Source organism: Ursidibacter arcticus, from assembly GCF_009761375.1.
Classification (GTDB): domain Bacteria; phylum Pseudomonadota; class Gammaproteobacteria; order Enterobacterales; family Pasteurellaceae; genus Ursidibacter; species Ursidibacter arcticus.
Window position 1 is genome coordinate 1 of sequence record NZ_LEKM01000105.1, and the last position, 17,787, is coordinate 17,787.

General features: G+C 38.2%; 15 protein-coding genes, 1 tRNA gene and 1 pseudogene. 4 read left to right on the top strand and 13 right to left on the bottom strand.

Annotated elements, in window-relative coordinates; genetic code table 11:
- Nucleotides 1–251 precede the first annotated feature (251 nt).
- The 5 genes and pseudogenes from A1D25_RS02205 to A1D25_RS10910 form a co-directional block, all read right to left on the bottom strand.
- On the bottom strand, nt 252–2,084 hold the full coding sequence (locus A1D25_RS02205; RefSeq protein ID WP_157394077.1) for a DEAD/DEAH box helicase: 1,833 nt from the start codon (nt 2,082–2,084) through the stop codon (nt 252–254).
- A gap of 185 nt (nt 2,085–2,269) precedes the next feature.
- Nucleotides 2,270–3,208: a lipoprotein NlpI gene (gene nlpI / locus A1D25_RS02210; protein ID WP_157394078.1), complete on the bottom strand. Its 939-nt coding sequence runs from the start codon at nt 3,206–3,208 to the stop codon at nt 2,270–2,272.
- Nucleotides 3,209–3,324: 116 nt separating this feature from the next.
- Nucleotides 3,325–5,454, bottom strand: coding sequence for a polyribonucleotide nucleotidyltransferase (pnp, locus tag A1D25_RS02215; protein WP_157394079.1), 2,130 nt, complete (start codon nt 5,452–5,454; stop codon nt 3,325–3,327).
- A gap of 280 nt (nt 5,455–5,734) precedes the next feature.
- Nucleotides 5,735–6,709 (bottom strand): annotated as a pseudogene (locus A1D25_RS02220) (ABC transporter ATP-binding protein/permease); the annotation flags it as partial.
- Nucleotides 6,663–6,839: a hypothetical protein gene (locus tag A1D25_RS10910; protein WP_162853265.1), complete on the bottom strand. Its 177-nt coding sequence runs from the start codon at nt 6,837–6,839 to the stop codon at nt 6,663–6,665. The pseudogene A1D25_RS02220 and the gene A1D25_RS10910, both read right to left, overlap by 47 nt.
- A 264-nt stretch (nt 6,840–7,103) precedes the next feature.
- On the opposite strand from A1D25_RS10910, the gene A1D25_RS02225 reads away from it, so the two are divergent.
- The 3 genes from A1D25_RS02225 (at nt 7,104) to trxA (ending at nt 10,675) form a co-directional block, all read left to right on the top strand.
- The gene (locus A1D25_RS02225; RefSeq protein ID WP_157394080.1) at nt 7,104–8,768 is read left to right on the top strand and encodes an ABC transporter substrate-binding protein; all 1,665 of its coding nucleotides are present in this window, start codon (nt 7,104–7,106) and stop codon (nt 8,766–8,768) included.
- Nucleotides 8,769–8,938: 170 nt separating this feature from the next.
- On the top strand, nt 8,939–10,243 hold the full coding sequence (locus A1D25_RS02230; RefSeq protein ID WP_157394081.1) for a uracil-xanthine permease family protein: 1,305 nt from the start codon (nt 8,939–8,941) through the stop codon (nt 10,241–10,243).
- A 117-nt stretch (nt 10,244–10,360) separates the two neighbouring features.
- Entirely contained in the window at nt 10,361–10,675 is a 315-nt protein-coding gene (gene trxA / locus A1D25_RS02235) for a thioredoxin (RefSeq protein WP_157394082.1), read from the top strand.
- Nucleotides 10,676–10,830: 155 nt separating this feature from the next.
- Here the strand turns inward: trxA and tsf are convergent, their stop codons facing one another.
- The 5 genes from tsf to A1D25_RS02260 all read right to left on the bottom strand — a co-directional run bounded on the left by tsf (nt 10,831) and on the right by A1D25_RS02260 (nt 14,864).
- A complete protein-coding gene (tsf, locus tag A1D25_RS02240; protein WP_157394083.1) occupies nt 10,831–11,676 on the bottom strand; it encodes a translation elongation factor Ts in 846 nt (281 codons plus the stop codon).
- Nucleotides 11,677–11,773: 97 nt separating this feature from the next.
- Nucleotides 11,774–12,490 (bottom strand): 30S ribosomal protein S2, encoded by a 717-nt coding sequence (rpsB, locus tag A1D25_RS02245; RefSeq protein WP_157394084.1) that lies wholly within the window; start codon nt 12,488–12,490, stop codon nt 11,774–11,776.
- Nucleotides 12,491–12,785: 295 nt separating this feature from the next.
- The gene (glmU, locus tag A1D25_RS02250; RefSeq protein WP_157394085.1) at nt 12,786–14,153 is read right to left on the bottom strand and encodes a bifunctional UDP-N-acetylglucosamine diphosphorylase/glucosamine-1-phosphate N-acetyltransferase GlmU; all 1,368 of its coding nucleotides are present in this window, start codon (nt 14,151–14,153) and stop codon (nt 12,786–12,788) included.
- 198 nt (nt 14,154–14,351) lie between these two features.
- Nucleotides 14,352–14,441 (bottom strand) — tRNA-Ser (locus A1D25_RS02255).
- Between the two features lie 111 nt (nt 14,442–14,552).
- The gene (locus A1D25_RS02260; RefSeq protein ID WP_157394086.1) at nt 14,553–14,864 is read right to left on the bottom strand and encodes a BolA family protein; all 312 of its coding nucleotides are present in this window, start codon (nt 14,862–14,864) and stop codon (nt 14,553–14,555) included.
- An 81-nt stretch (nt 14,865–14,945) separates the two neighbouring features.
- Here A1D25_RS02260 and A1D25_RS02265 point away from each other — a divergent pair, with 81 nt between their 5' ends.
- On the top strand, nt 14,946–15,533 hold the full coding sequence (locus tag A1D25_RS02265) for a YajG family lipoprotein (protein ID WP_157394087.1): 588 nt from the start codon (nt 14,946–14,948) through the stop codon (nt 15,531–15,533).
- A gap of 59 nt (nt 15,534–15,592) precedes the next feature.
- Here the strand turns inward: A1D25_RS02265 and nrdR are convergent, their stop codons facing one another.
- Genes nrdR through A1D25_RS02280 form a run of 3 tightly spaced genes read right to left on the bottom strand, consistent with a single transcriptional unit; the run spans nt 15,593 to nt 17,786 of the window.
- Nucleotides 15,593–16,054, bottom strand: coding sequence for a transcriptional regulator NrdR (gene nrdR / locus A1D25_RS02270; RefSeq protein WP_157394088.1), 462 nt, complete (start codon nt 16,052–16,054; stop codon nt 15,593–15,595).
- Nucleotides 16,054–16,329: a YcgL domain-containing protein gene (locus tag A1D25_RS02275; RefSeq protein ID WP_157394089.1), complete on the bottom strand. Its 276-nt coding sequence runs from the start codon at nt 16,327–16,329 to the stop codon at nt 16,054–16,056. The genes nrdR and A1D25_RS02275 overlap by 1 nt, the downstream gene beginning before the upstream one ends.
- A 2-nt stretch (nt 16,330–16,331) precedes the next feature.
- Complete coding sequence (locus tag A1D25_RS02280; RefSeq protein WP_157394090.1) at nt 16,332–17,786, bottom strand: replicative DNA helicase; 1,455 nt, start codon at nt 17,784–17,786, stop codon at nt 16,332–16,334.
- Nucleotide 17,787: the final 1 nt, after the last annotated feature.

A 17,787-nucleotide genomic window follows, 5' to 3' on the forward strand; every position in this document is an offset into this window, starting at 1 on the left:
GAATATCTTATGCCTTTGGTTTTTTTTCAGCAATAAAAAACCGACTGTTTTAGTCGGTCCAGACCGCTGACAAACCCTAATTTGTTGTATTCAATAAACGGACGCCAGCGTGGCGTCCCTACACAACAAAATAAAATCTGTTATTTTTCAATTAGTTATAACTTTCCTTGTAGGGACGCCACGCTGGCGTCCGAATGAAAAAAGACTTTGTCAATAATCTGAAATGCCCCTTTCGGGGCATTTAATGTTAATTAGTCACGGCGTCCGCGTTTATCACCAAAACGCTTCTCTTTAAATCCGCCCTTACGCTCTTTAAAGCCACGATCATCACGATCACGTCCACCACGTTTTTCACTACGATCACCACGTCCACGACCTCTTCCCTTTTCTTCATACGGGGAATTATTGCTTGCTGAACTCGCTGGGCCTAATAACGACATTTGCATCGGTTTGCTTAATACACGAGCCTTTTGAGCAAAATGTTGAACTAAGTGATTTGGCATACCTTGTGGTAATTCAATCGTTGAATATTTATCGTGTAATTTAATATGTCCAATGTAGCGGCTACTAATATCTCCTTCATTGGCGATTGCACCAACAATGTGACGAACTTCAACACCATCTTCACGGCCAAGTTCAATACGGTAGAGATCCATTGCAACACCATTATTCTCACGATGTTCACGACCACCACGACGCTCTGCTGAACGTGGGTTTTCACGATCTCGTCCACGGCCACGCTCACCACGAGCCGCTTTGATTTCTGGATCTGGTGGTAAAATCAATTTTTGTTTTTCTTGTAGCAACATCATCATCGCAGCTGCAAGTTCTTCGTGATCTTGATCTGCCGTAAAGAGATCTTCAAGTAACTCACGATAAAGCTCAAGATCGTGGTGTTCTAATTGTAATGAAATTTTCGCCTTAAATTTTTCACGACGTTTTGCCATTAAAATTTCGTGATTTGGTACTGGCACTTCATCAATCGGCTTTTTCATTAAATGTTCGATATTTTTGAGTAAACGGCGTTCACGCGGTTCAACAAATAGTAACGCACGTCCTGAACGACCTGCACGCCCTGTACGTCCAATACGGTGAACATAAGATTCTGCATCTAGCGGAATATCATAGTTCACAACTAAGCTAATACGCTCAATATCAATCCCACGAGCTGCCACATCGGTTGCAACAACGATATCTAAACGACCTGATTTCAAACGCTCTAAAGTTTGTTCACGAGCTTGTTGGGTCATATCACCATTTAATGCCGCTGCACGATAGCCGTTACGTTCGAGTAATTCTGTTACATCAGTTGTGCCTGTTTTGGTGCGAGTAAAGATAATTGACGCATCAAATTCTTCCACTTCTAAGAAACGTAATAGTGCATCATTCTTACGGAAACCATTCACTAACCAGTAGCTTTGAGTAATATCTGGTGCTGAACGCTGAGTCGCTTGAATTTTAACTTCTTGTGGATCATTCATAAAACGGCGTGTAATACGGCGGATTGGCTCTGGCATTGTTGCCGAAAATAACGCTGTTTGGTGATTTTCAGGTAATTCCGCCATTACTGTTTCTACATCTTCAATAAAGCCCATTCGTAACATTTCATCAGCTTCATCTAATACAATAGTTTTTAATGCAGAAAGATCTAAAGTACCGCGACGGATATGGTCAAGAATACGTCCTGGTGTTCCAACCACAACTTGTGAGCCTTGTTTTAACGCACGAATTTGAATATCGTAACGCTGACCACCGTAAATGGTAACAACACGAACGCCTTTCATATTTTTTGTAAATTGTTCACAAGCATCAGCAACTTGGATTGCAAGCTCACGGGTAGGTGCCATAACAAGCATTTGTGGGTGACGTTTTTCAACATCAATTTGTGCTAATACAGGCAATGAAAATGCCGCAGTTTTACCACTTCCTGTTTGTGCCATACCTAAAACATCACGCCCTTCGAGTAAGTGGGGAATACAGGCTTGTTGAATAGGTGATGGGGTTACAAACCCCATTTCTGTTACAGCATCAAGGATAGATAGTGGTAAGCCTAAATCGGCAAAAGTCATAGTGTTAGTTGTCATAAAATTCCAAAATAAATGAGGTTCTATTTGCCTATTAAGCAAAGAAAACCGATACAAAATTATATTGTTGAGCTTTTTAGGTAAGAAAAATAAATAGAAAACAAATCAATGCTTTATATAACTTGTCACACAGTACAAGCGGTGGAATTTACAAAATATTTTGCAAATCTGACCGCTTTATCGTCCTAATTTATCCCAACAACAACTTTCCCAATAGTTATGGGAGCTGTCTTATTAGCACGCAAGCGAGCTAATTCAAACAAGGCAAAACGATACTCAACAAAGTTATATACTTGATTTGCAATAGTCAGACGGAATAGGCTAGATGCCTCTTCTACTTGATTCAATTTGAGTGTTTGTTTTGCAAGATAAAAATAAGTTTCAGTTAAAATTTCAGCATACTGAGCTGTATTCGGCTCAGCTTGAGCATTCATTTTTAACCGAAGCTGTTCAAGGGTGTAATCCCCAAGAAAATAGGAAACGATATTTGTTCCCCAAAATGTATCAGCTAACCCTTTTGAACGGGTTGCTAAATTAGCTTTTGCTTCACTCGGCGATAACTCTAATTCATTGAAATATAACCATAAAACACGATAAGGATCGGTTTTATCTGCTTCATAGAAATAGAGTAAATCACGTTCCGCTTCAGCATATCTACCGCTATAATAAAATGATAATCCCCTATTTAAACGAGTATAATCGTAGTTAGGGTCAAGCTCTAATACCGCATTGAATGCATCTACCGAGCTATCATAATCATCTTCCAAGAGTAAATATAAACCTAAGTAATTATATGCTGCCGCCATTTTAGGATTTAGCTCTACCGCTTCAGAAAAATCATTACGAGCAAGCGACCATAAGCCCAAACTATCGTAAATAACACCGCGTTCAAATAATAATTCTGCTTGCTCTGATTTCGTTAATTCCGCCTCTTGAAGAACTAACGTCAAACGAGCAATCATCAATTCTTGTTCAAAACGTAATTGTGGACTGACTTCTGGTAAAAGCAATTTATGTGGAGATATAAGATCTGACACGCGGTTAATACACCCCGTAAGCAGAACTATCGCCATCATATTGATAATAAACAGACGAAAATTTAACAACTTAAAACGTTGTAACATTCATAAAACCTTAGGTAAAAGATTTCTGAATACCTGAGAGTATTCATACAAAAACATCGGAAATAACTATGTTTCTTATACAAGGGACGCATTACACTGCGTCCCTCTAAACAAAATTATTCTGCTAGTTCCTGAGCGTCTTCCACAACATCTGTTGTTTCTGGAGCATTATTCAAGTCTTTCATAGTTAAACGAATACGACCTTGGCGATCGATTTCAACTACTTTTACTTGAACTTCTTGACCGACTTCTAAATAGTCAGCAACACGCTCAACACGAGCATCGGTAATTTGAGAAATATGCACTAAACCTTCTTTACCACCAAGGATAGACACAAATGCACCGAAATCAACTACACGCGTAACTTTACCTTTGTAGATCGCATTGACTTCGACTTCAGCGACAATTTCTTCAATACGTTCCATTACACGTTTTGCTGCATTATTATCTGTTGCAGCAATTTTTACTGTACCGTCATCATCAATATCAATTGATGTACTAGTTTCTTCAGTTAATGCACGAATTGTCGCACCACCTTTACCAATAACATCTTTGATTTTCTTCGGATCAATTTTCATTGTATGGATACGCGGTGCAAAATCTGAGATATCCGCACGAGCAACAGGGATAGCTTGCTCCATTACACCTAAAATATGTAAACGAGCCCCTTTCGCTTGTTTTAAGGCGATACGCATAATTTCAGGGGTGATCCCTTCAATTTTAATATCCATTTGTAACGCAGTTACCCCTTCACGAGTACCCGCTACTTTAAAGTCCATATCACCTAAATGATCTTCATCACCTAGAATATCTGAAAGAACAACAAATTTTTCTTCTTCTTTCACTAAGCCCATTGCAATACCTGCAACAGCGGCTTTAATCGGCACGCCTGCATCCATTAACGCAAGAGATGCACCACATACAGATGCCATAGACGAAGAACCATTTGATTCAGTAATTTCAGAAACCACACGCACTACATACGGGAATTCTTCAGCGGTTGGCATTACAGCTAACACACCACGTTTAGCTAGACGACCGTGACCAATTTCACGGCGTTTTGGTGAACCGATACGACCTGTTTCACCCACAGAATATGGAGGGAAGTTATAGTGGAATAAGAAACGGTCTGATTTTTCACCTGTTAATTCATCAATGATCTGCGCATCACGCTCTGTGCCAAGTGTTGCAACCGCTAATGCTTGTGTTTCGCCACGTGTGAAAATTGCAGAGCCGTGAGTACGAGGTAAAACACCTGTGCAAATATCTAATGCACGAACAGTATCTACCGTACGACCATCAATACGAGGCTCGCCAGCAATAATACGGCTACGAACGATTTGGCTTTCTAATGCGGTAATAATATCAATAATTTTGCCTTCAGAAACACTTTCATCTTCAGCGGTTAAAGTCGCAATGACATCGGCTTTAATAGCATCAATTTGTTCATAACGAGCTTGTTTTTCAACAATACGATATGCTTCGCCAATGCGTGTTTCAGCTAGTGCTTTCACTTTATTGATTAAATCTGTATTTGGTTCTGGAGCAACCCAATCCCAACGTGGTTTACCTGCTTCTTTTACAAATTCTTTGATGTTTTCAATAACAACTTGTTGCTGCTCGTGACCAAATACCACTGCTGCAAGCATTTGTTCTTCAGTTAAAATATCCGCTTCAGATTCAACCATTAAAACTGCTTTATCTGTACCTGCCACAACTAAATCTAAACGGCTAATTTTTTGTTCTGCCATTGTTGGGTTTAATACGAATTGGTCGTTAATAAAACCAACTCGAGCAGCACCGATTGGACCATTAAACGGCACGCCTGATAATGATAATGCTGCTGATGCACCAATCATTGCGACTAAATCAGGGCTAATTTGTGGATTTACAGAAACAACCGTTGCAATCACTTGAATTTCGTTGAAAAAGCCTTCAGGGAAAAGCGGGCGAACAGGGCGGTCAATTAAACGAGCAATTAAGGTTTCACCTTCAGAAGGGCGACCTTCACGTTTAAAGAATCCACCAGGAATACGACCTGCTGCGTAAGTACGTTCTTGATAATCTACGGTTAATGGAAAGAAATCTTGTCCTTCTTTCACATCTTTTTTAGCAACTACCGTTACAAAAACGGTTGTATCGTCCATACTCGCCATTACCGCTGCTGTTGCTTGACGCGCGATTGCTCCTGTTTCTAATGTAACAGTATGCTGACCATATTTAAATTGTTTTACAATTGGAGTCATTATTCATTTCCTTTAAAAATCTTTAGTTTTATCGTTTTATTTCTTAAAAATTGCGACTAGCAAAAATCATCTCGCTTAATGAGATAACTTTTGATAGCCGCCTCTTACATACCTAGAAACAAAACTGGCGTATTATACAGAAATTTAGATAAAAATCGCCTAGTATTTCGTAAATTTGGAAAATTTATTGTTAAAGTAATCACTTATCTTTGAATAAATTCTACCATTACTCCGTATATCTCTAATCAATAGAGATATACGGAGTAACTATACAAACTACTTATACTCTCTCACATTCCAATTTATTCATACAACAATAACCTAATGTCATTGTTTGAGTATGATAGCTTTGTAATGTGCAACGATGACCAACACTCACAATGATACTTTCAGGGAGCAATTTTCTCACTAGTTCGTATAGCTGTCTCTCCATTGTTTCTTCAAGTGCTGACGTTGTTTCATCAAGTAAAATTAATGCTGGTTTGGTTAATAAAATTCGCACAAAGGCAATGCGTTGCAATTCACCGGGTGAAAGAATTTGTTGCCAATCTTTTTCTTCATTTAGCATTTCGCTGTATTTTTCTAAGCGACATTGTTTCATTACGCTGACTAATTCATCTTCCGTTGCTTGAATAGCAGGGTAACAAATCGCCTCTTTCAATGTTCCTTGTGGTACATAAGAGCGTTGTGGCAGAAATAATGCATTTTGTTGAGATGGTGCAGTAATATGCCCTGTGGTTTTAATCGGATAAATTCCTGCTAACACTTTTAGCAATGTCGTTTTTCCTGTTCCTGATGCCCCTTGAATAAGTAATGCGTCACCACTTTTTAATGAAAAATTCACATTTTCTAATAATGTACGCCCATCAATCCCTTGAATAGTTAAATTAGAAACGGTTAAACGCTGTTCATCAACCGTTACAACGGCTTTTTCTTCGGTATTGAGATGTTCTAAAGTGGTAAAAAAGCCGTATAGACGATTTAATCTTGCTTGGTATAAGGTAAATTCATCATAAAATAGGCGGAAAAATGATAATGCTCGCATTAAACGGTTAAACGACTGCACCGTTTGGTGCATATCTCCCAGTGTAACTTGGCCTGCAAAAAAGCGTTGAGATTGCAACATTAGCGGTAAAATCATTGCAATTTGTGTTACACCCGTATTAAAACCGTCCAAGCCCAACATTCTTCGTACAATGTTCCAACGATTATGAATAACTGCCGAGAATTTTTCTTGAAGATTTTGCTGTTGCTTTGAATTTCTCAAGCTCCGAAACCACCGAAACTTCCTCTAACGTTGCATTGGTTTGCTGCTCTTGAGCAAGAAGATTAAAAGATAAACCTGCAAATAATGAGGTATAAATGATGTTGTGTTTGAATGTCATAAATTTGCTCTCAATAAATGTAAATAAATTGTTTCTGAAAATAATTATCAAAAACAACTAATAATACAACAAAATGGCAACTAAAACGTTTTAGCCATCAAAATTTACACAACTTTAATTTTAAATAAAAAATAAAATCAAAACCTACAATAAATCATTTACATACTATGAAAAATAAGCTATCTATATTGTGTCTTTTTTGACAAATTTATAACAAATACATAACAATAAATTTGCAATATTACTTGCAATAAGGATAGTTTTATGCAGAACACAGAACACATTATTTGGACAAAAACTAAATACCTTGTCAAATTATCTACTCTCACAACTCCCATTTTATTCGCCTTAACGCCAAATGCTTTTGCCGCAAAAGTGCCTGACGGCGTTATCTTGGCTGATAAACAAGAAGTACGAATTCAAGCAACTGCAGAGCCTGCAACGCTAGATCCACAGAAAATGGAAGGAGTATCTGAAAGCTACTATGCTCGCCAACTCTTAGAAGGATTAGTGAATACTGATGACGAAGATAATATTATCCCTGGTGTTGCAGAACGTTGGGAATCTTCGGCTGATAACCAAACCGTTACCTTCTATTTGCGTAAAAATGCCAAATGGTCAAATGGCGATCCTGTTACTGCACACGACTTTGTTTATGCTTGGCAACGTTTAGTCGATCCTACGACCGCTTCACCTTATGCAACCTACCTAGAATTTATGAAAATGGAAAATGTTGCGGACATCGTGGCAGGTAAAAAATCACCTGATACATTAGGGGTAAAAGCAGTTGATGATTATACTTTACAATTAACATTAACCGCCCCCGTTCCCTACGCAGCCGAACTAACTCAACACTCTTCACTCTATCCTGTACATAAAGCAACGGTTGAAAAATATGGGGATAATTGGACTCGCCCAGAGCATTTCGTTGGAAACGGTGCATATAAACTCGGAGAGCGTATTCTAAATGAAAAAGTAGATTTGGAACGCAGTTCTACTTATTGGAATAACAATGAAACAGTGATCAATAAAGCAACTATTTATATTTTAAATGAGAATGCTGCCATCGCACGTTTCCGTACGGGCGAAATTGATATTGCAAATATTCCTTCAACGCTCTACAAAGATCCTAAATTCCGTAAGCAGTTTGATTCACAAATCCATAATTCTCGCAAACTTGGAACATTCACCTATGAAATGAATCTTGCTAAAGCTCCATTTAATGATATTCGTGTGCGTAAAGCCCTCGATCTTGCTTTAGAGCGTGAAGTGATTACAGATAAAGTACTAGGCTTTGGACAAACTCCGACTTATCGCTTTACGCCAAGTTATATCGGTGGAGGTGAAAAAATTAAGCAACCTGAATATGCTAATTGGACACAACAACAACGCAACGAAGAAGCTAAAAAACTATTAAAAGATGCTGGTTATAGTAAATCTAACCCACTTAAAACAGAGCTACTTTATAACACCAATGAAGGCTTAAAAAATATTGCTGTTGCTGCCACTGCAATGTGGAAGAAAAACTTAGATGGTATGGCTGATATTACACTCAGAAATATTGAGTGGAAAACGTTTTTAGATACCAAACAGCAAAAAAATTACACCTTAGCCTTTAGTGCTTGGATCGCTGATTATAATGATGCCAGTACATTCTTAACCTACTATTTATCTAATAGTGAACAGAATAAAATTGGTTTCAAAAGTGAGAAATTTGATAAGTTAATCAACGACTCTTACTATGCAAAAACCCCTGAAGAACGAGCCGAGATTTACGCACAAGCAGAAGATGAATTAGGTAAACATCACCCATTTGTTGCTATTTACCACTATGCAGGCTTATTTATTAAAAATCCTAAATTAAAAGGCTATGAAGGAAAAAGCCCACAAGGTATTTACTTCCTACGCGATCTCTATGTAGAGAAATAACCTTACTCTTTTTCTAATCTAATAGTAAGCGGTCAGTTTCTTGTAAAATTTTACATAAAACTAACCGCTTATTTTTATAATTCTCGGATAAATTAAGCTATCCCACATTCTTTTAATCCGTAAAAAACGGTATAATTAGCCTCCTTCCTTAATCAACCTTGTTATTTTATATGCAAAAACTTCTTTATCCTGTTGATTCCAAACCACCATTTGGATTAACACTATTATTAGCTTCACAACATTTACTCGCAGCACTTGGCGGTATTATTGCTGTTCCACTTGTGCTAGGTAATGTATTACAACTTCCAACAGCAGATACGATTGTTTTAGTCAATGCTGCATTATTAGTGTCTGGCATCGTGACTATTATTCAGTGTCAAGGTGTCGGTCCAATCGGGCTACGCCTACCAAGCGTAATGGGAACAAGCTTTACTTTCGTTGCAGCTGCTCTAGCCATCGGCTTTAGTGAATATGGTGTGGCAGGTATTCTCGGCTCATCATTAGTAGGGTCTTTAGTGATGATTATCGGCAGTTTCTTTATGCCTTATGTGCGTAAACTATTCCCACCTGTTGTTACTGGCGTTGTGGTAATGATGATCGGCTTAAGCCTTATTCCTGTTGCAGTGGACTGGTTCGCTGGTGGACAGAAAGGCGATCCTAACTATGCAGATCCTGCTAATTTAGCTATGGCAACATTTGTATTAGTTTTGGTTGTTGCATTAGTACAATGGGGCAAAGGAATCTTCTCTGCTGCCGCTATCGTAATTGGTATTTTAGTTGGCTATCTCGTAGCACTAGCGTTGGGTTGGATCAACTTTGACAGCGTAAAAAATGCAGAGCTCTTCGCAGTGCCACAGCCACTACATTTTGGCTTAGCTTTCCCTATTTCTGGCATTATTGGAATGAGTATTGCTTACTTAGTAACTATTGTTGAATCAAGCGGTAACTTTTTAGCATTAGGTAACGCAACACAAACGGAGATCACAGGTAAACATCTGCGTGGTGGCGTATTGTGTGATGGTTTAGGATCTGCTTTTGCAGCAATAATGTCCACAACCCCATTCTCATCATTCTCACAAAATATCGGCGTTATCTCACTCACAGGCGTTGCAAGCCGCTATGTAGTAACAATTATGGGAGTTTTACTCGTGTTAGCTGGCGTATTCCCTGTATTTGGTGCATTGATTGTTTCAATTCCTATGCCAGTATTAGGTGGTGCAGGTTTAATGATGTTTGCAATGATTATTGCAGCAGGTATTCAAATGCTAGATAAAGTAGAACGTAGTAAACGTAATGGATTGATTATTGCTATTTCTATTGGCTGTGGCTTAGCGGTAACAACACGCCCTGAATTACTTGATAAATTACCAAGTTTCTTTAAAGAGATCTTCGGTTCTGGTATTACAGTAGGTTCATTACTGGCACTCACACTCAACCTGATTTTGCCACAAGATAAAGAACATTCTGAAAAATAATTAGATCAATATCTATTTCCTACTTGAAAAGTAGGAAATAAATCTCTATCTTGTGTAACCATATAACGCTTCGTTAGATAGAAGCGTTTCTTTTTATCACTCAATTAAGGAAACACTATGAGCAAAGTAATTCATACTACTGACGCAACATTTGAACAAGACGTATTAAAATCAGATGTCCCTGTTTTATTAGATTTTTGGGCACCTTGGTGTGGACCTTGTCGTGCAATCGGCCCTGTATTAGATGATTTAGCAGAACAAGTTGGTGAAAATGCACGTATCGTAAAAATGAATGTTGATGAAAACCAACAAGTACCTGCACAATTCGGCGTACGCAGTATCCCATTCTTACTTATTTTCAAAAATGGTGAAGTTGTAGCACAACAAGTTGGTGCTCAAAACTTACCTGCATTTTTAGAGAACTTAAAATAGTTATTTAAAGTTAATTATCAACAATTACCCCTATTCTAAATAAGATTAGAAGGTTCAATATAGTGTATATGGGCAGAAGGTATTCTTTCTGTCTACTATGCCTTAAACAACAAAAAGCAGGCTTTTAGCCTGCTTTTCTGTTTTCATACTGAAAATTAAACTTTTTGCATTGCAGCAACTTCTGCAGCGAAGTCTGTTTCAACTTTCTCAATACCTTCACCAACTTCTAAACGAATGAAGTTAGATACAGAGGTATTTACTGATTTTAAGTAGCTACCTACTGATTGAGAAGGATCCATTACAAATGCTTGACCTGTTAATGATACTTCACCAGTAAATTTAGCCATACGGCCTTCAACCATTTTCTCTGCGATTTCTTTTGGTTTACCTGAGTTCATTGCGATTTCGATTTGAATTTCACGCTCTTTCGCAACAACATCAGCAGATACGTCTTCTGGGTTTACGAATTCAGGTTTAGATGCAGCAACGTGCATTGCAACTTTCTTCAATTCTTCTTCTGAACCTTCACCAGCTACTAATACACCGATTTTCGCACCGTGTAAGTATTGTGCAATCACTTGACCATCTAAGTATTGAACACGACGAATGTTCATATTCTCACCAATTTTAGCAACTAAAGCGACACGTTGCTCTTCGAATTGTGCAGCTAATGCTTCAATTGAGATACCTTTGTTTGCTAATGCATAGTCAGCAACTTCATTTGCTAAACCTAAGAAACCTGCATCTTTTGCTACGAAGTCAGTTTGGCAGTTCATTTCAACTAATACACCAAAACCTGCACCAACACGAGCTAAGATTACACCTTCAGCTGCGATGTTACCTGCTTTTTTAGCCGCTTTAGCTTGACCAGATTTACGCATATTATCGATTGCTAACTCGATATCACCGTTTGCTTCTACTAACGCTTTTTTACATTCCATCATTCCAGCGCCTGTACGCTCACGAAGTTCTTTTACTAGAGATGCTGTAATTTCAGCCATTTTCTTATTCCTCTTAAATATAAACAAAGAAAGCAGGGGAATTGTCGCCCCTGCTTCACAAATTACGAATGTGTATAGGGCTTATGCCTTAATACGATTATTCAGCCGCTTCTTCTGCAACGATTTCAACTTCTTGACCACGACCTTCTTTGATTGCTGCAACAGCTGCATCTAAGTAAAGTTGGATCGCACGAGCTGCGTCATCGTTACCAGGGATAACGTAGTTTACGCCATCTGGGCTTGCGTTAGTATCAACGATAGCAAATACAGGAATACCTAAGTTGTTTGCTTCTTTGATTGCGATATGTTCGTAGTCTGCACCGATTACAAAAATTGCATCTGGAAGACCAGCCATATCTTTAATACCGCCTAAGCTTAATTCTAATTTCTCAAGCTCACGAGTACGCATTAATGCTTCTTTCTTAGTAATTTTATCGAAAGTACCATCTTGAGTTTGAGTTTCTAAATCTTTTAAGCGTTTGATTGATTGACGAACTGTTTTCCAGTTAGTCAACATACCACCTAACCAACGGTGGTTTACGTAGAATTGTTGGCTCTCTACTGCTGCTGCTTTCACTGCATCAGACGCTGCACGTTTTGTACCAACGAAAAGAATTTTACCGTTGTTACTTGCAATGCGTGTTAATTCCGCTAATGCATCGTTGAATAATGGTAATGTTTTCTCTAAGTTGATGATATGAACACCGTTACGCGCACCGAAAATGAAAGGTTTCATTTTTGGATTCCAGTAACGAGTTTGGTGACCGAAGTGAACGCCTGCGTTAAGCATATCGCGCATAGATACTTGTGCCATAAGAAATTTCCTTTATGTTAGTTCCCATTTTTATGGGAAGGGTTTTGCCTCCACATATCCTGTATATCGACCATTAAAACAGTTTATTTTAACAGCACCCCGATAATCAGTTTGTGATATGTGTGTGATTTTGGGTTAATAAAAAATAATGTTTTTTGAGCTGTTTTTTCAGAGAAAAAGCAAGCACAAAAAACGGACGGATTTTACAGAAAAGCAAAGAAAAAAGCTATAACTATTTCACGACAAGCGGTGAGTTTTGCAAAAAATTTCGCATTTCACACCGCTTGTAAACCCGTTATGCTTTTTTCTTCGTTGGACGTTGCCAATTTTGAATATGGCGTTGTGGTACACGAGTAATCACTAATTCCTTTTCCGCCACATCTTTGGTTACTGTTGAACCCGCACCAATAGTTGAGCCACTTGCAATCGTTACTGGGGCAACCAACTGACTATCAGATCCAACAAATACATCATCACCGATGATTGTTTTAAATTTATTCGCTCCATCATAGTTACAGGTAATGACACCAGCACCAATATTACAATTTGCTCCTACTTCAGCATCACCAACATAAGCGAGATGATTGACCTTTGATCCAATACCCACTTGTGCATTTTTAATCTCAACAAAGTTACCGACATGAGTATCTTCGGCTAATTGCGTACCTGGACGTAAACGAGAGAATGGTCCAATTTTAGCTTGCTTACCAATAATGGCATCTTCAATTACAGAATAAGGTTTGATCTCTACATCATCACCAATTTCACAATTTTTCAGTACTGAACCAACCCCAATTTTGACACGATCACCTAGCTTAATTTCGCCCTCTAGCACAACATTCACATCAATATAAACATCTTTACCGTGTGAAACCGTACCACGCACATCAAAACGTTGTGGATCAACAATAGTCACGCCCGCTAACAATAATTTTTCAGCCTGTGTTTTTTGGTAGTAGCGTTCTAAAGCGGCAAGTTGTAGGCGATTATTTGCACCTTCCACTTCCATTAAATCCGTTGCTTGCACTGCTTGCACCTTAAAGCCATCACGATTTGCCATTGCAATTACATCGGTAATGTAATACTCGCCTTGAGCATTATTATTGTTTAATTGAGCCAACCATTTTTTGAAACTCGCACCGCTCGCCACCATTACGCCAGTATTGATTTCTTGGATTTTTAACTGTTCAGGATTAGCATCTTTTTGTTCAACAATCGCTACCACAGAACCATTTTTACGAATAATACGTCCGTAACCAGTGGGGTTCGCTAACTCGACTGTCAGTAATGCGATACCATTTTCAGGTTTAGCTGCAATGAGTTTTTCTAACGTTGCTTTGGTAATGAGTGGCGAATCACCATATACCATTAAAATGTTTTCATCGTCAGCAAAAAATGGTGCAGCTTGTTGCATTGCGTGTCCTGTCCCAAGTTGTTCGGCTTGTAATACCCAATTTACAGGCTCATTCGCTAAACGTTGTTGTAACAAATCGCCACCGTGTCCATAAATTAAATGAATTTGTTTAGCATCAAGCTGTTTTGCGGTATCAATTACGTGTTTTACCATCGGTTTTCCTGCAATAGGGTGTAAAACCTTCGGTAAATCTGAATACATACGAGTACCTTTACCCGCTGCAAGAATAACAACGCTAAGTTGAGTCATTTTGAAATCCTTATAAGAAAAAATTGTGTCTATTCTACCGAAATTTAATAAAGATGCGAAATATATAGGAGAGAACATATTTACCAACATCCCAAAATATAAGGAATAAAAAAAACTCCAAACATAATAAAATGTTTGGAGATAAGTTATTTTAACAAGGAATTATCTATGAATATGAAAACAGATATATCTATTGAATGGCGGTGAGAGGGGGATTCGAACCCCCGATACAGTCTCCCATATACACGCTTTCCAGGCGTGCTCCTTCAACCACTCGGACATCTCACCGAATCAATAAAAAATGTGCATATAAATGCACATTTCTAAATCTTCAAGAACTATACAAAAATTTAATTGACTAAGCAAGGAGTTTTTCTGTTTTGTATAGTGTTTGTAAATTTAGTGACCATGTCCTACACAGTTTGTCGATTTTGGAGCTACTTCACCTTGTTCAAGCCACTCTTGTTGCGTATAGGTATGCAACGCTAATGCGTGAACACCGTTAGCTAATTCATCGGCTAAGCATTGATACACACTACGATGACGAGTCAGTGTACGCATTTGTTCAAATTGAGCTGAAACAAGGGTTACTTTAAAATGGGATTCTGCTCCACGTCCAGAACTATGGCGATGGCTCTCATTTTCAACTTGTAGCACACTGGGTGCGAATTGTTCAGTTAGTTTTTGAATAATAGTTTGTTGTACAGACATTGTTTCTCCTGAATGATTGGAAATTTAGTAAGATAATACTATACTTTACCCATAATTTATTCATTATATAAGGAAGGTTTTATGAAACTCACAAAAAAAGCAATACTCATCGCTTCTTTATTTGGTACAGCAGTATTAGCAGGCTGTCAAAGTCAATCAAATACACTGACATTTAATGTACCGTCACCGACTGCGGTGTTTAATACAAATAATCAAACAGCATTAGTAAATGTAATGACTCAGGATTTACGCCCTTCAGCAGAAGTAGCAAGCTATACTGATAGTGGAAATATTGTTCGTTTAAATGCAGTACCACAAGTTGCCCACTTATTTCAGCAAGCAATGCAACAAAACTTAAATAGCAAAGGATTCACAATTGTTCAAGGTGCAGGAAATGCCAATGTTACAGTCAAAATAAAACGTTTCTTTGCAGATGTAGAGCAAGGTAATTTACGCTACAAAGTAAGTGCTAATGTTGATGTTGAAGTCGCTGTACAGGGCGTAAAAGGTAATTTTAGTAAGAACTTTAGCACCGCTCGTTCTTATGAAGGTGCATTCGGAGCCAATAATAAAGAGATTCATAATGTATTAAATCTGGCATACACTGATGCAATCCAATCTATCTATAATGATAATGAAGTTGGTAATGCCATTCATCAATTCAAATAAGTAGTGAAGTGGGGGATATATAAAGCCCCCAATATCTATCAGAATCAAAGTTACAATTTTTAGTTTAAACTCTCCAATCTTAACTTCTCAATCTCATTAGTAAATTCAGTAATATCATCAAAACTTAAATAGACTGAAGCGAAGCGGATATATGCCACTTTATCGAGAGATTTCAAAGCATCAAGAACAAGGTTTCCAACATATTTACTTGAAATTTCTCGCTCTCCCGTTGCTTGAAGTTGTAGAACAATGTTATTGATAGCTTTTTCAAGTTCATCAGCACTAACGGGGCGTTTTTCTAATGCTCGGCTTAATCCTAAGCGAAGTTTTTGAATATTAAAAGGCTCTCTATTGCCATTATTTTTCACAATATGAGGCACTAATAATTCTGCTGTTTCAAATGTGGTAAAACGTTCTTTACATTGAATACATTCTCTACGGCGGCGAATTTGATAGCCATCTGCCGTTAAACGAGAATCGACCACTTTGGTTTCATCTTCAGCACAAAAAGGGCAACGCATTATTTTTTTCCTTGCTGTTCTAAAAAGAGTTTATGCAAATTTTCTGTTGGTGGTGGCATTTGTAAGTAAAAGCCTTGAGTTTGAATTTTTTGCAAAACATCTTGCTTATCCGCCCGCTTTAATGGCTTTTCACCATTCAAATTAAATAACATCACAAATTGTGGCTTGCCAAATAATTGACGTAGTTCATCAGGCACTTGATCAAATTGATCTCGTTTTTCCACAAAAAGATACATTCCTTCTTTTTTACTACTTTTATAAATTGCACATAACATCTTTAATACTCATCATCATAAGCTGCACCTTGATAATTATCAAAGCGAGAAAATTGACCTTGGAAAGTTAAACGCACTCGCCCAATCGGGCCATTACGTTGTTTACCGATAATAATTTCGGCAATACCTTTCAGATCAGAATTATCGTGATACACCTCATCACGATAGATAAACATAATTAAATCAGCATCTTGTTCAATAGAGCCAGATTCACGCAAATCAGAGTTCACAGGGCGTTTATCTGCACGTTGCTCAAGACTACGGTTAAGCTGAGAAAGTGCTACAACAGGCACTTCCAACTCTTTCGCCAGTGCTTTTAAAGAACGAGAAATTTCCGCAATTTCTAATGTTCGGTTGTCGGCAAAGCCAGGGGCTCGCATCAGTTGTAGATAGTCCACCATAATTAAACTTAGCCCACCATTTTCACGATATATTCGTCTTGCCCGAGAACGTAGTTCCGTTGGGGTTAGTCCTGAACTGTCGTCAATATAAATATTCCGTCTTTTTTGAAGTAATGACATTGTGGTAGAGATTTTTGCCCAATCTTCATCATCATCAATTTGCCCAGTTCTAATTTTTGTTTGATCGACACGAGAAAGTGATGCCAACATACGCATCATAATTTGATCTGAGGGCATCTCAAGGCTAAAAATCAGTACTGGCTTATTTGGTCTTTTTACTGTATTGCCATTTTCATCGGTTTCAGTTATATCTGCAAAGGCGGCATTTTCACACAAATTCATTGCGAAAGTTGTTTTTCCCATTGAAGGACGAGCTGCAACAATAATGAGATCGGAAGGTTGTAACCCTGCGGTTTTACGATCTAGATCATCAAATCCTGTCGTAACCCCTGTTATACCGCCATTGTGTTTCGATTTAGATAACATCTCAATACGAGCCAGGGTGTTCATTAAGATAGAATCAATATTTTTCGGGCCATCTTCCCCCGAAGTGCGTTTTTCTGCAATGTGGAAAATTTCACGTTCCGCCTCGTCCAGCACATCTTTCACTAACATTCCTTTCGGCTGATAGCTTAGCGAGGCAATTTTATTACTTGCCGCAATCAGTTCTCGGCGAATGGCTCTTTCACTAATAATCTCCGCATAAGTCAGCACGTTCGCAACACTTGGCGTATTTTTAGATAATTCAGCTAAATAAGCAAAACCACCAATATCTTCAAGAATACCTTTATTTTTGAGAGCCTGATCTAGCGTAATAAGATCAATTGGCTGATGATTACGCACTAATTCGATCATCTGCTCATAGATCAATTTATGGGCATAATTATAAAAATCTGTCGGTTGAACCCGTTCCGCAACGTTATCCCATTGCTCGTTATTCAACATAATTGCCCCTAAAACCGCTTGCTCGGCTTCAAGGGAATGCGGAGCTATATTGATCTGCTCAACTTGCGGATCGGCAGGATTTTTTGACGGGGTAGTGCGAGTTTTAGCCATT

Coding starts and splice junctions, on each gene's coding strand:
- rpsB (WP_157394084.1), bottom strand. CDS start 12,490: ATGGCACAAGTATCTATGCGCGATATGCTTAACGCAGGCGTTCACTTC.
- tsf (WP_157394083.1), bottom strand. CDS start 11,676: ATGGCTGAAATTACAGCATCTCTAGTAAAAGAACTTCGTGAGCGTACA.
- glmU (WP_157394085.1), bottom strand. CDS start 14,153: ATGACTCAACTTAGCGTTGTTATTCTTGCAGCGGGTAAAGGTACTCGT.
- nrdR (WP_157394088.1), bottom strand. CDS start 16,054: ATGCGTTGCCCTTTTTGTGCTGAAGATGAAACCAAAGTGGTCGATTCT.
- A1D25_RS02275 (WP_157394089.1), bottom strand. CDS start 16,329: ATGTTATGTGCAATTTATAAAAGTAGTAAAAAAGAAGGAATGTATCTT.
- A1D25_RS02280 (WP_157394090.1), bottom strand. CDS start 17,786: ATGGCTAAAACTCGCACTACCCCGTCAAAAAATCCTGCCGATCCGCAA.
- nlpI (WP_157394078.1), bottom strand. CDS start 3,208: ATGTTACAACGTTTTAAGTTGTTAAATTTTCGTCTGTTTATTATCAAT.
- A1D25_RS10910 (WP_162853265.1), bottom strand. CDS start 6,839: ATGACATTCAAACACAACATCATTTATACCTCATTATTTGCAGGTTTA.
- A1D25_RS02230 (WP_157394081.1), top strand. CDS start 8,939: ATGCAAAAACTTCTTTATCCTGTTGATTCCAAACCACCATTTGGATTA.
- A1D25_RS02260 (WP_157394086.1), bottom strand. CDS start 14,864: ATGTCTGTACAACAAACTATTATTCAAAAACTAACTGAACAATTCGCA.
- A1D25_RS02265 (WP_157394087.1), top strand. CDS start 14,946: ATGAAACTCACAAAAAAAGCAATACTCATCGCTTCTTTATTTGGTACA.
- A1D25_RS02205 (WP_157394077.1), bottom strand. CDS start 2,084: ATGACAACTAACACTATGACTTTTGCCGATTTAGGCTTACCACTATCT.
- A1D25_RS02225 (WP_157394080.1), top strand. CDS start 7,104: ATGCAGAACACAGAACACATTATTTGGACAAAAACTAAATACCTTGTC.
- pnp (WP_157394079.1), bottom strand. CDS start 5,454: ATGACTCCAATTGTAAAACAATTTAAATATGGTCAGCATACTGTTACA.
- trxA (WP_157394082.1), top strand. CDS start 10,361: ATGAGCAAAGTAATTCATACTACTGACGCAACATTTGAACAAGACGTA.